Annotated in this window: 11 protein-coding genes; 6 read left to right on the top strand and 5 right to left on the bottom strand. The window is 66.7% G+C overall.

The genetic code is table 11. The annotated features are described in order from the left end of the window. Positions 1–2: 2 nt before the first annotated feature. On the bottom strand, positions 3–644 hold the full coding sequence (locus tag E6G92_08900) for a VUT family protein (GenBank protein ID TMJ19867.1): 642 nt from the start codon (positions 642–644) through the stop codon (positions 3–5). A 2-nt stretch (positions 645–646) separates the two neighbouring features. Here E6G92_08900 and E6G92_08895 point away from each other — a divergent pair, with 2 nt between their 5' ends. The 4 genes from E6G92_08895 to E6G92_08880 are packed head-to-tail and all read left to right on the top strand — an operon-like array spanning position 647 to position 4,684. Further along, positions 647–1,711, top strand: a complete 1,065-nt coding sequence (locus E6G92_08895) for an adenosine kinase (GenBank protein TMJ19866.1) — start codon at positions 647–649, stop codon at positions 1,709–1,711. 25 nt (positions 1,712–1,736) lie between these two features. Next, positions 1,737–2,306: a TIGR00730 family Rossman fold protein gene (locus E6G92_08890; GenBank protein TMJ19865.1), complete on the top strand. Its 570-nt coding sequence runs from the start codon at positions 1,737–1,739 to the stop codon at positions 2,304–2,306. Positions 2,307–2,361: 55 nt separating this feature from the next. Next, complete coding sequence (locus tag E6G92_08885) at positions 2,362–3,681, top strand: NupC/NupG family nucleoside CNT transporter (protein ID TMJ19864.1); 1,320 nt, start codon at positions 2,362–2,364, stop codon at positions 3,679–3,681. A 52-nt stretch (positions 3,682–3,733) separates the two neighbouring features. Further along, a complete protein-coding gene (locus E6G92_08880) occupies positions 3,734–4,684 on the top strand; it encodes an isopenicillin N synthase family oxygenase (GenBank protein ID TMJ19863.1) in 951 nt (316 codons plus the stop codon). Here the strand turns inward: E6G92_08880 and E6G92_08875 are convergent. From E6G92_08875 to E6G92_08860, 4 genes are all read right to left on the bottom strand, one after another. Beyond that, the gene (locus E6G92_08875; protein TMJ19862.1) at positions 4,681–5,175 is read right to left on the bottom strand and encodes a cytidine deaminase; all 495 of its coding nucleotides are present in this window, start codon (positions 5,173–5,175) and stop codon (positions 4,681–4,683) included. The two genes, E6G92_08880 and E6G92_08875, sit on opposite strands and share 4 nt — an antisense overlap. Positions 5,176–5,213: 38 nt before the next feature. Further along, positions 5,214–8,003 carry a TonB-dependent receptor gene (locus E6G92_08870; GenBank protein TMJ19861.1) on the bottom strand — a complete coding sequence of 930 codons (2,790 nt, stop codon included), beginning with the start codon at positions 8,001–8,003 and terminating at the stop codon, positions 5,214–5,216. 166 nt (positions 8,004–8,169) lie between these two features. Then, positions 8,170–9,645: an AMP nucleosidase gene (locus E6G92_08865; GenBank protein TMJ19860.1), complete on the bottom strand. Its 1,476-nt coding sequence runs from the start codon at positions 9,643–9,645 to the stop codon at positions 8,170–8,172. 57 nt (positions 9,646–9,702) lie between these two features. Further along, complete coding sequence (locus tag E6G92_08860) at positions 9,703–10,209, bottom strand: hypothetical protein (protein ID TMJ19859.1); 507 nt, start codon at positions 10,207–10,209, stop codon at positions 9,703–9,705. A 177-nt stretch (positions 10,210–10,386) separates the two neighbouring features. Between E6G92_08860 and E6G92_08855 the strand changes: the two genes are divergently transcribed. After that, complete coding sequence (locus E6G92_08855) at positions 10,387–11,076, top strand: DUF1013 domain-containing protein (GenBank protein ID TMJ19858.1); 690 nt, start codon at positions 10,387–10,389, stop codon at positions 11,074–11,076. After that, positions 11,051–12,154, top strand: coding sequence for an MBL fold metallo-hydrolase (locus E6G92_08850; protein TMJ19857.1), 1,104 nt, complete (start codon positions 11,051–11,053; stop codon positions 12,152–12,154). Before E6G92_08855 ends, E6G92_08850 begins: the two co-directional genes overlap by 26 nt. Positions 12,155–12,168: the final 14 nt, after the last annotated feature.

Here is a 12,168-nt window from a genome sequence, read left to right as displayed (position 1 = left end):
GCTTATGCGCGGTCAAGCCGGCGGCCGATGGCGACGCAGCCGACGATGATGAGCGGGACCAGTACGGCGGAGAGCACGACCTTGGCCAGCGCCTGCCCGAGCATCAGATCCCAAATCGGCCTCACGCCGTAGAAGGAGACGGTGATGAAGATCAGCGTGTCGACGATCTGCGACAAGGCCGCCGCGATGAAGCCGCGAAGGGCCGCGAAGCGCCCCGTCGCCGCGGTCAGCCTGGAGAAGATCCAGATGTTGAGCGAGACGGAGATGCCGTAGGCGACGATCCCCGCCGCCATCATCCGCCAGCTTTGGCCGAGGATGATCGGGAAAGCCTCCTTAGCGGGCGGATACATTCCCTCGTCGGTGGGAAGCTGGAGCACCAGGAAGCTCAGCGCGATCGCCCCGATCAGCGGCGCGAAGCCCCAGCGCACCAGCCGGTTGGCCGTGTCCTTGCCGTGAAGCTCCGCGACGGCGCTCGAAATCGCGACGAGGATCAGGAAGGGGAAGATGCCCGCCTCGACCGCGAGGCTGCCGAACAAGGCGACCTGCTTGGCCCCCAGGACTCCGGCGATGGTGACCATTCCGCCGTAGAAGACGGAAAAGGCGAAGAGGGAGCGGCTGATCGCCGGCGCGGGTGCGGTGCTCATGCATGACGCGTAACCGGTTTCCCGGCCTTCAAAAAGGGCTTTCCGCGCAGTCAATATCCCGCCATCAGACGGCGGTGTCTGAAACCCGCCTGGACGTGCTCGCGATCGGCGATGCGGTGGTCGACGTGATCGCCGAGGCCGAGGATTCGTTCCTCGAGCGGGAGGGCCTCGTGAAGGGCTCAATGCAGGTGCTCGACGCCGACGGCGCGACCGCGCTCTACGCGCAGATGGGCTCGGCGCGCGAGACGAGCGGAGGCTCGGCGGCGAACACGATGGCCGGGATCGCCGCCTTGGGCGGCCGCGCCGGCTTCGTCGGCCAGGTCTCCGACGACCAGCTCGGCGAGATTTTCGCCCACGACATCCGCGCCCACGGGGTCGAGTTCCTCACCCCGCCCAAGTCCGGCGGCGAGCCGACCGGGCGCTGCCTGATCCTCGTCACCCCCGACGCGCAGCGGACAATGAACACCTTCCGCGGCGCCGCGCACCAGCTCGACGCCGGAGCGCTGGACGCCGATCAGATCCGGGGCGCGGCGATCCTCTACCTCGAAGCCTATCTGTGGCGCTCGGCCGGCCCGCGCGCCGCGATGGAGCAGGCGATGGCCATCGCCCATGAGGCGGGCCGCAAGGTCGCCTTCACCCTGTCGGACATCGCCTGCATCAAGCCGCACCGCGCCGAAATGATGGCGATGATCGAGAAGGGCGCGATCGACCTTCTCTTCGCCAACGAGAACGAGATGTGCGCGCTGGCGAACGAGGCCGACCGCGACCGCGCGATCGCCGCGTTGCAGGACAAGGTTCCACTGATCGTCGTCACCTGCGGGGCGGAAGGGGCGCTTGCGGTCGAGAAGGGCGTGCGCACCGCGGTGCCGATCGCGCGCATCGGGCGCGGCGTGGTCGATACGACCGGAGCGGGCGACCTGTTCGCCGCGGGCTTCCTCGTCGGACAGGTCCAGGGACGAAGCATCGGGGAGTCCTTGCGGATCGGCTCGATCGCGGCCGCCGAGGTCATCTCCCATTTCGGCGCCCGCCCCGAGGCGGACCTCAGAGCGATGGTGGCAAAGCTGTGAAGCCTCTCCTCGCCGGGGAACGGAAGTGAAGCGCCTCGCGGTCTATTGCGGCGCGAGCATGGGCGCCGATCCGGCCTTCGCCGCGACCGCGAAGGCCTTGGGCGAGGAGATGGCGCGGCGCGGCATCGGCCTGGTCTATGGCGGCGGCCGGCTCGGGCTGATGGGGGTGGTCGCCGACGCGGTGATGTCGAACGGCGGCGAGGCCTATGGCGTGATCCCGCAGGCGCTGATCGACCTCGAGGTGGCGCATACCGGCCTTACCGAGCTCCACATCGTCGGCTCGATGCACGAGCGCAAGGCGAAGATGACCGAGCTGACCGACGCCTTCGTGGCCATTCCCGGCGGCATCGGAACGCTCGACGAATTGTTCGAGGCGTGGAGCTGGAACGCGCTCGGCTATCACGCCAAGCCCTTCGCCCTGCTCAACGTCTCCGGCTTCTGGGACGGGATGATCGCCTTCCTCGACAGCGTCACGGCGAGCGGCTTCATGTCGCCTGCGCGGCGCGGCCAATTGCTGGTCTCCGACACGATTGCCGACGCGATCGGCCGGCTCGACGCGGCGATCGAAGCGGCCGAGCCGAAAATGGTTTGGTGATTCCGCGCCGCCGCGCGATGGTGCGGCAAAACAAAGCGAATCCGGGGGGGACAGAATGAACTATCTGATCGGGATCGGCGGCATCGCCTTGATCCTCGCCATCGCCGTGGCCTTCTCCTCGAACCGTCGCTGGATTCGCCTGCGCGTCGTCGGCGCCGCCTTCGCGCTCCAGGCGGGGCTCGCCTTGCTCGTGCTCGGCACGCCCTGGGGCCGCGAAGGGATCGGCGCGATGTCGCGCGGAGTCTCGAATCTGCTCGGCTATGCCAAGGCGGGCACCGATTTCATCTTCGGGCCGCTCGCCTCGCCGGAGATGGGCGCGAACAGCTTCGCCATCGCCGCGCTTCCGGTCATCATCTTCTTCGCCTCGCTGATCTCGATCCTCTACTATCTCGGAATCATGCAGCTGGTCATCAAATGGGTGGGCGGCGCGATCCAGCTGATCACCGGAATCACCAAGGTGGAGTCGCTCGGATCGGCGGCGAACATCTTCGTCGGCCAGTCGGAAAGCCCGCTGGTGATCAAGCCCTATCTCGCGAACCTCACGCCCGCGCAGCTCTTCTGCATCATGACCGTCGGCATGGCCGGAGTCGCGGGCACGATCCTCGGCGCCTATGCGAGCATGATCGGCCAGCACCTGCTGCCCTATCTGCTCGCGGCGAGCTTCATGTCCGCGCCGGGCGGCATCCTGATGGCAAAGATCATCATGCCGGACGATCCGGCGGCCAAGGACATCGAGCCCGCGCCGATCGACGAGAGCGAGCATGGCGAGGAAAAGCCGGCCAACATCATCATGGCCGCCGCGCAAGGGGCGCAGACCGGCGTCAAGCTCGCGGTCGCGGTGGCGGCGATGGTGCTGGCGTTCGTGGCGCTGGTCGCGCTCGCCAACGGCATTTTGGGCGGGATCGGCGCCTGGTTCGGCTACCCGGATCTAAGCTTCCAGATGATTCTCGGAACGATTTTCCAGCCGGTCATGTTCATGCTCGGCATCCCCTGGAACGAAGCCGGCGTGGCGGGCGGACTGTTCGGCACCAAGGTGGTGCTGAACGAATTCGTCGCCTTCATCGACTTGAGCCAGGTCCAGGGAACCCTCGCTCCCGCCACGGTCGCGATCGTCACCTTCATGCTCTGCGGCTTCGCCAATTTCAGCTCGATCGCCATCCAGATGGCGGTGACCGGCGGACTCGCGCCCAACCAGCGGCCGACGATCGCCAGGCTCGGCCTCAAGGCGCTGCTCGCCGGCTCGCTGTCCAACCTGATGAGCGCGGCGCTCGCCGGACTCATCCTGGGCGCGACCGGGGCGCAGGTCGCGGCCCCTCCGCCGCCTGCTCCGGCCCCGATCACGGCGCCGGCGGCGGTCAACCAGACCGCGCCTTAAGGAATTTGCCCGCAATTTGTCGGCTTTGGCGAGTTCGGTTAAAGGCGTGCGCATGGATACGCTTTCACCCGCAAAGAAAGTCGCTTCGGTCTCGCTGACCGACGCCGATCGCGACTCCGAAGCCTTTTCGCAAAAGCTCGGCGCCTCGTTCGAGCGCTACGGATTCGCCATCGTCGCCGATCACGGCATTCCCGCCGACCTGATCGAGCGCGCCGAAGAGAAGGCCAGGGCCTTCTTCGCCCTGCCCGAGGCGGTGAAGCGCAAATACCATCTCGCCGGCAAGGGCGGCGCGCGCGGCTACACGCCGTTCGGGATTGAGACCGCCAAGGGCGAGGTCCATTACGACCTCAAGGAATTCTGGCACGTCGCGCGCGATCTGCCGCCGGGCCACAAATACGAAGATTCGATGCCGCCGAACGTCTGGCCGGAAGAGGTCGAGTCGTTCAGGTCCACCTTCCTCGAGCTGTTCGCCGCCTTCGACGCGACCGGCGCCAAGCTGCTGGAAGCGATCGCGCGCTATCTCGATCTGCCGCACGATTATTTCGTCGACACGGTCAAGGACGGCAATTCGATCTTGCGCCTGCTCCACTATCCGCCGATTCCCGGCGACGGGCCTAACGTGCGCGCCGGCGCTCACGAGGACATCAACACCATCACCCTGCTTCTGGGCGCCGAGGAGGCCGGCCTGCAGCTGCTCGACCGCGACGGCGACTGGGTGGCGGTGACTCCGCAGCCCGGCGAACTCGCCGTCAATATCGGCGACATGCTCCAGCGTCTGACCAACAACGTCATGCGCTCGACCACCCACCGCGTGGTCAATCCGCCGCCCGAACGGCGCGGCATCTCGCGCTATTCGATGCCCTTCTTCCTCCACTTCCGCTCGGATTTCTGCATCGAGACCCTGCCCAATTGCATCACTCCGGAGCGGCCGAACCTCTATCCGGAGCCGATCACCGCCGACGAATATCTCCAGCAGCGGCTGAGGGAGATCAAGCTGGTCTAGCCTGCGTCGGCGAGGCTCGCCGGGCCGAAGCCGTAGGGCAGCAATTCCCGGATGGTGCTCGTCACGGTTTCGGTGCCCTCGCCATTGGCCGAGGTCACCTCGACGTCGATCCCGGACAGGTCAGCCGCCTCGTAGATCGCCTGTCGGCAGCCGCCGCAGGGCGTCACCGGGCTCGTTCCCGCCAGCGTTCCGTCCGCGCCGACATGCCCGCCGGCGACCGCGATTCGCGCCACCCTGTCGAGCCCGAACGCCTGGCGGGCGGCGGTCAGCGCCGAAATCTCCGCGCAGATGCCGAGCCGGTGGCAGGCATTCTCCATGTTCGCGCCGAGGACGATCTCGCCGTCGACGGATTCGATCGCGCAGCCGACGCTGAACTTGGAATAGGGCGCGTAGGCCTTGAGCGCCGCGGCGCGCGCCTGCTCGACGAGGGGATTGCTGGTCATCGTTCGCTCATAGCCGAACGGAGGGCAAAAAGAAGGGCGCCGCGGCATTGCCGGGCGCCCTTCATTTCCGGCCGAAGCCGAGTCGCTTATCTGAAGCCGACCACCAAGGTACCGATGATCGCCCGCGGAGCGCCGAGGTTCACGAACGGAACGCTCGTGTTCAGCAACTGGCCGCCGAAATTGCCGACGTAGAATTCGTCGAACAGGTTCGTCACGTTGAGCTGGAAGTAGGTCTCGTCGTTGAGGCCGGCCCAGTTGAGCGGGACGCGGACGTCGAGGTTGACGATGTTGTAGGCCGGAGTCCTGGCACCATAGACCTGGAAGCGGGTCGCCGTCGCCGGGCAGTCGACGACGTTGACGTAGGCATTGCCGCCAGTGGCGTTGGTGCAGAGGTATAGCGGCTGGTTCATGTCGTTGACGTAGCGCCCGCCGGTTTGCTTGAACGACACGCCGATTTCGACCCACGGAAGGTTGTACTGGACGCGGCCGCCGAACGTGTAGATCGGCGCGCCCGATTCGCGATTGCCCGAGGTCGGCGCGAAGATTTGCGTGCCGACGCTTCCCGCCGGGCAGCTGGCGCTGACGGTTGCGCTGCACTCGCCGGCAAGCACGTTCTCGCCGATATCCGACCAGAGGTACGAGCCGTAGGCGTAGAGCTGGAGCTCCGGAGTCGCCTGCCAGGCGATGCTGGCGTCGATACCGTATTTGTCGACGGTACCGAGGTTGCGGAACACGTTCTGGTCGAGATCCGGATCGTAGGCCTGGGCGATACGGTTGTGGAAGATCGTGTACCAGAGCGACGCCTGGGCGACGATGTTGCTTGAGCGGTAGCGGACTCCGAGGTCGAAATTGTCGGTCGTCTCGGGCGTCGGGCTCGCGCGGTCGGAGCCCGCCGGGTAGAAGAAGCTGTTGTAGAGCAGATCGGTGCTTGGGACCTGCAGGCCGCGCGAATAGTTGAAGAAGATGCTGGTGCGCGGAGCGATGTCGTAGACCGCGCCGACGTTGGGCAGGATCTCGCTATAGTTGAACACGCGGCGCTGCGGGCCCTGTACGGGCGCGAGGACGCCGCCGCCGATGTTCACCGTCGGATTGTTGGCCATCCAGGCGGCCAGGCCGGCGGAATTGCTGCCGAAGCACTCGACGAAGCCGCTGGCGCTCGAGGTCGCGCAGAAGTTGTTGAGGTCGCGCTCGAAGAAGGGAGCGCGAATGCCGACGTTCACGGTCAGGCGGCTGTCGAAGAACTCGCCGCGATATTCGCCGGAGATCTGGTGCAGCAGGGCGACCGAGCGGCGATCGCGCTTCTGCAGGATGTTGGCGCCATTGTCGGCGAGCGCGATGTTCACCGGGAAGACGTCGAGCGGCTCGCCGTTGACGTTGAGCAGGCCGGTCTCGCCGGTCTGCCGGTGCTCGCCGCGATCGAAGCTGTAGTTCAGGCGCAGAGTGTGGAAATCGTTGATGTCCCAGCGCAGGCCGGCGATCACGCCGTAGCGGTCGGTCTGGGTCTGGCTCGGCGCGAGCAGGCGGACGGTGTCGAGCAGATCGCCGTCGCCGTTGAGGTCGCGGCCGAAATAGGGCGTGCCGCCGATATAGCCGGTCTGGCAGCTGCGACCCGCGGTGCCCGGGGATTGAACGCACTGTTGCGGCGTGGCGGTATTGGCCGGCCCGCCGACCACCGGACCAGCCGGATTGACGTCGCGGAAGCCTTCCTGGGCAACGACGGTGCCGCCGCCATTGGCCTTCACGTACTGGAAGCTCGGATCGACCGTGAGGACGAGATTGTCCATCAGCGTGAAGCGCGAATTGAGGCGGATGTTACCCGTGTTCGAGGGGTTGTAGCGCTCCTCGAACTCGCCGCCGCAGCCATTGGCGGCGTCGGGATCGACGTAGCCGGCCGCGGTGACCTGGGCGACGGTTTCAAAAACAGCGTTCCGGGTCTGGCAGCGCGCAATCGTGTAATCGCGCTCGTCCCCGTTGAGCGGGTAGCGATTGCCCGCGGCCGAGCCGACCACACGCGGCTGGCTGCACGTCAGGGCCTGAGCCGGGGTCTGGCCCGTAACGGGCTGGCAATTGACCGTATCCTGGCGCAGCGGCAGCGAGCCGCCGAAATTGTTGCGGTTCTGGTTGTAGTGGCCGGCGATCGAGATGAAGTCGCCGTTCGAACCGATCGGCTGAAAGATCATCCCGTTATACTGCTGCTTGTAGACGACGCCGCGGTGGCCGTAGACGAAATCGTTGGTCGCCATGCTGGCCGAGCCGAACGCCCGGGTGCCCCACGAGGTGAGCACGCCGGTATCGATCACCCCGAAGACGCGGAAGAAGTCGCCGCCGTCGAAATCGCCGTACGAACCCTGGATGCGCGCGGCGAAGGTCTCGAACGGGCGGCGGGTGCGGAAGTTGACGGTCGAGCCGGTCGCCGAGGCGGTCGGGCTGTCGACGTCGGTCGAGCCCAGGCTGACGTTGACCTGCTCGATGATCTCGGGATCGAGCATCTGGTTGGAGAAGATCGCGTAATTGCCGGTGTCATTCAGCGGGATGCCGTCGAACGTCTCCGAGATGCGGCTGTTGTCGAATCCGCGAATGATGAGGTTGCCGCCCGACGACCCGAACGGATCGTTGTTGGTGAAGCTGACGCCCGGCAGGTTGTTGATCGTGTCGTTGATCGACTGGCCCGGAACCTGGCGCTGAATGAACTCGGCGTTGAGCTGCTCGCGCGTCTTCGACGTGTCCGGCACGACGATGCCGCCGACTTCGGCGGTGCGGGTGCCGGTGACGACGATGGTGTCCTGTTCGGCTTCGACGGTGCCGGTCGACTGGGCGAATGCCACCCCGGGCATGACGAATGCAGTGGTGGCGCAAAGCAGTGCGATCTTCTTCATGATGATGAATCCCCCGAGGCAGACGTGCCTTCCGATGCCCGGGCTATAGCAAGCCGCATTTTACGGTTCAAAGACTCTTCACGATGTGGAAGAAGAATCTTGTGGATCGTGGCCCCGGCGCTTCAGGTCTCTCGTAAAATCGTCGAAAAGCAGGGCCTTGACGGGCCTAGCGGAACGGCGGCTCGTCGAAGCTGCGAAGCTTGCGCGAATGGAGCTGGGGGCCTTCGCGCTGCAGGATGCGCAGCGCCTCGATACCGATTCGCAGATGCTGGCTGATCGCCCGCTCGTAAAAGGCGTTGGCCTGCCCGGGCAGCTTGATCTCGCCGTGGAGCGGCTTGTCGGAGACGCAGAGCAAGGTGCCATAGGGCACTCGGAAGCGATAGCCCTGCGCGGCGACGGTCGCCGATTCCATGTCGATCGCGACCGCGCGCGACTGGTTGAAGCGCAACGCCGAGAGAGTCAGGCGGAGCTCCCAGTTGCGGTCGTCGGTGGTTACGACGGTGCCGGTCCTGAGCCGGGCCTTGAGGTCCTGCGGATCCTCGCCGGTCACCTGGACGGCCGCGGCGAACAGCGCCTGCTGAACCTCGGCGATCGCCGGCACCGGCACCTCGGTCGGAAGCACGTCGTCCATCACATGATCGTCGCGAAGGTAGGCGTGGGCGAGGACATAGTCGCCGATCGTCTGGCTCGGCCTCAGGCCCCCGCAATGGCCGATCATCAGCCAGGCCTCGGGGCGCATCACCGCCAGATGGTCGCAGATCGTCTTGGCGTTGGAGGGGCCGACGCCGATGTTGACCAGGGTGATCCCTTCGCCGTTCGGAGCGATCAAATGGTAGGCCGGCATCTGGTGCCGGCGCCAGCCGCCTTCGGAGACCATCGCCACCGCGTCGGGCGTGTCCCTGGTCACATAGACTCCGCCGGCCGCCGAGAGGCCCTCATAGGGGCTGTCCTCGGCCTTGAGCTCCTCGACCGCCCAGCGAACGAACTCGTCGACATAGCGGACATAGTTGGTGAACAGGATGTAGCGCTGCGTGTGCTGGGCGGGCGTGCCGGTATAGTGGCGCAGCCGCGCGAGGCTGAAATCGACCCGCGGCCCGTCAAACAGCGAGAGGGGGCGGGCCTCGCCAGGGCTCTGGACCCATTCGCCGTCGGCGACTTCGTCGCCGATATGGGCGAGTTCGGTGGTCGGGAACCACATCGCCAGGTCCGCGGCCTGGGCGCCGTCGAGCCGAAGGTCGTCCGTGCCGTCGAGCACGTAAGGGTAAGGGATTTCGTCCGCTGAACGCCCGACCGACACCTCGACATCATAGTCGCGAAGCAGGCATTCGAGTTGCTCGGTGATATATTTGCGGTGGAGATAGGGGCGCGCGACGCTCGTCGCGTAGCGGCCGGGCTGGTTCAGCCTCGCATAGGCCCGGGGCGGAAAATTGGGCGGGCTGCCGTAGGGATAGTCGAGTCGAAGCTCGGGATAAGCAAAGCGGCCCTCGGCGCGGGCGCCGGGATCGGGGCGCTCGCCGTTCTTGAGATAGCGCGCGAGCGCGGTGCGAAGATTGGCGACCGATTCGTCATATATCTCGCAGAGGCGATCGATGATTCCCGGAATGTCCGCGACCGCCGCTGCGGCATGCTTTTCTTGCTTCATGCCGGCCGTCATTCGGCTCCGGGGCGCTGCATGTCAAACCCGGTGGCGTGCCTGGCCCTATTCGCCGAGCACGCGCGGGTTCAGCCGCCTCGACCCGCACGTGTCGAGAAGCGTGGTAATCGCGCCGCGGGTCTCGCCGATGGCGAAGGCGCTGTCGAACGTGTGGTTCTCGACGTCGCGCGTGCGCAGGACGAGGCGCTGCGAGCGCATCAGCGCGATCAGGAAGGACACCACCCGCCCCTTGTCGTCGAAGCTCGCGGTGCGGTCGCGGACGTGCCACAGGCGGCGATAGGGGCGGCCTTCGTCGAAGCGGTAGGTGATCGGCTGCTGGCCGGTGAAGAGCTGGCCGCGTGCGAGCCAGCGGCGCGAGTGAAATTCGATTCTGACATCCCCCCAATTGGGCGATTCGCACCAGATCTCGATCCGCCCCTCGTCGCCGTGCAACGTCGCCGTCGCGCGCAGGTGGTCGGTGATCGCATCGCGGACGACGGCGATCTCCATCGGCTCGGGCGGCGGTTCGGGCGCCGCCTGCACTGCGAGCAGGGCCAAAGCGATCGGAAACATTCGAAAAAAACTCCTTGGCGCGCGGCATAAGGCGCGGCGCGGCGCGGGGCAACATCGCCGGCGATGCGCTTGCGCGGGGCTAGCTTTGGCTTGCCTTCAACGGCTTGCGGGACTAATGCCCCCGCCAACGCCGGCCGCTCCGTGAAGGGGCGGCCCTAATTGTTTCTGGAGGTCCCTTTGGCCCAGCCGCTCATGCCCCACGCGACCGCTTCCTGGCTGGTCGACAATACCGCTCTCACCTTCCAGCAGATCGCCGAATTTTGCGGCCTGCACATCCTCGAGGTCCAGGCGATCGCCGACGATACGGCCGCGACGAAGCTGACGGGCCGGGATCCGCTGCGCTCGGGCGAGCTCACCCAGGACGAGATCGAGCGCGGGCAGAACGATCCCGCCTACAAGCTGCAGATGCAGAAGGAGCCGGACCAGGCGGTGCGCACCAAGGGGCCGCGCTACACGCCGGTTTCCAAGCGCCAGGACAAGCCGGACGGAGTCGCATGGCTGATCCGCAACCATCCGGAGCTTTCGGACGGGCAGATCGGCAAGCTTATCGGCACCACCCGCTCGACCATCCAGGCACTCCGCGAGCGCAGCCACTGGAACATCGCCAACATCCAGCCCAAGGATCCGGTGACCCTCGGTCTCACCTCGCAGCGCGAGCTCGACGCGGCGGTCGCCAAGGCGGCCAAGGCGAAGGGCGCCGAAGCGCCGCGCGACATGACCTTCGACGAGGACCGCGAAGCGCTGATCAACGAGCTCCGCGCCGAGCGCGACGCCGCCGCGCGCGAGGCGGAAGCCGCGCTCGCCGCGGAGAGCGGTGAAACGCAGGCAGCCGCCGAGCCGAATGCCGAAACCCTCTTCAAGAGCTGAAGAACCCGCGGCGCCGGACGCGTCGCTGGCCGCCGAGCCTGTTTCGCATCGCGGCCTGACCTACCCGCTCGGACGCTCCGGGCCGGCTTATGGCGAGATCGTCCAGCTCGCCGACGGGATCGGCTGGACCCGGTCGCCGGTTCCAGGATCGCTGGGCCACATCAATCTGTGGCTGCTCGACGATTCGGACGGCCTGGCGATCGTCGACACCGGCCTCGACATCGCTCCGGCGCGCGAGGCGTGGGAGGGCCTCTTCGCCGGCGCCCTCGCGGGGCGCCCCGTCACCCGGGTGATCTGCACCCATTTCCATCCGGACCATCTCGGCCTCGCCGGATGGCTCTGCGAGCGCTTCGGCGTACGCCTGTGGATGACCCGCGGCGAATGGCTGTTCGCGCGGATGCTGACGACCGACGTGCGCGACGCGCCGCCGCCGCAAGCCGAGGCCTATCAGCGCGCCGCCGGCTGGAGCGAAGAGCGGATCGCGGAGGAAAAGGCCAAGGGCTGGGGCCGCTTCGCCTCGGTCGTCAGCCCGGTGCCCGTCAGCTACGTCCGGATGCGGGACGGCGATTCGATTCGGATCGGCCGCAGGACCTGGCGGATCGTCGTCGGCAGCGGCCATTCGCCCGAACATGCCTGTCTGGTCGACGACGAGGCCAGGCTGATGATCGCCGGCGACCAGGTGCTTCCGCGGATCACCTCCAACGTCTCGCTGAGCCTCTCCGAGCCCGAGGCCGACCCGCTCGGCGAATGGCTGGCGTCGATCGAAAAGCTGAAAGGGCTCCCTGAGGACCTGCTTGTCCTTCCTTCGCACGGCGAGCCCTTCACCGGCCTCCACACACGCCTCGACGCGCTCTCCGACGGCCACAAGGGCCGCCTCGACGCGCTCGAGGTCCATCTCGCCGAGCCTCGCCGGGCGACCGACTGCTTCATGATCCTGTTCGGACGCCGGATCGATGACGGCTCGTTCGGCCTGGCAACCGGCGAAGCGCTGGCCCATCTGCGGCATCTCGAAGTGGAGGGGCGCGCTGTCCGGGAGGAGCAAGACGGCGTCTTCTGGTATCGCTCCGCCTCGGCTTGACCGCGCGCGCGCCC

The sequence above is a fragment of the Alphaproteobacteria bacterium genome (assembly GCA_005883305.1).
Lineage (GTDB): Bacteria > Pseudomonadota > Alphaproteobacteria > Sphingomonadales > Sphingomonadaceae > Allosphingosinicella.
Note: the sequence above shows the minus strand (reverse complement) of the source record. Positions and strands in the feature narration are given on the sequence as shown.

What these genes read in the sequence shown, in the direction of transcription:
- E6G92_08880 (TMJ19863.1), top strand. Translation starts at nt 3,734, where the DNA reads ATGGATACGCTTTCACCCGCAAAGAAAGTCGCTTCGGTCTCGCTGACC.
- E6G92_08860 (TMJ19859.1), bottom strand. Translation starts at nt 10,209, where the DNA reads ATGTTTCCGATCGCTTTGGCCCTGCTCGCAGTGCAGGCGGCGCCCGAA.
- E6G92_08895 (TMJ19866.1), top strand. Translation starts at nt 647, where the DNA reads ATGACGCGTAACCGGTTTCCCGGCCTTCAAAAAGGGCTTTCCGCGCAG.
- E6G92_08885 (TMJ19864.1), top strand. Translation starts at nt 2,362, where the DNA reads ATGAACTATCTGATCGGGATCGGCGGCATCGCCTTGATCCTCGCCATC.
- E6G92_08865 (TMJ19860.1), bottom strand. Translation starts at nt 9,645, where the DNA reads ATGAAGCAAGAAAAGCATGCCGCAGCGGCGGTCGCGGACATTCCGGGA.
- E6G92_08875 (TMJ19862.1), bottom strand. Translation starts at nt 5,175, where the DNA reads ATGCCGCGGCGCCCTTCTTTTTGCCCTCCGTTCGGCTATGAGCGAACG.
- E6G92_08850 (TMJ19857.1), top strand. Translation starts at nt 11,051, where the DNA reads ATGCCGAAACCCTCTTCAAGAGCTGAAGAACCCGCGGCGCCGGACGCG.
- E6G92_08870 (TMJ19861.1), bottom strand. Translation starts at nt 8,003, where the DNA reads ATGAAGAAGATCGCACTGCTTTGCGCCACCACTGCATTCGTCATGCCC.
- E6G92_08900 (TMJ19867.1), bottom strand. Translation starts at nt 644, where the DNA reads ATGAGCACCGCACCCGCGCCGGCGATCAGCCGCTCCCTCTTCGCCTTT.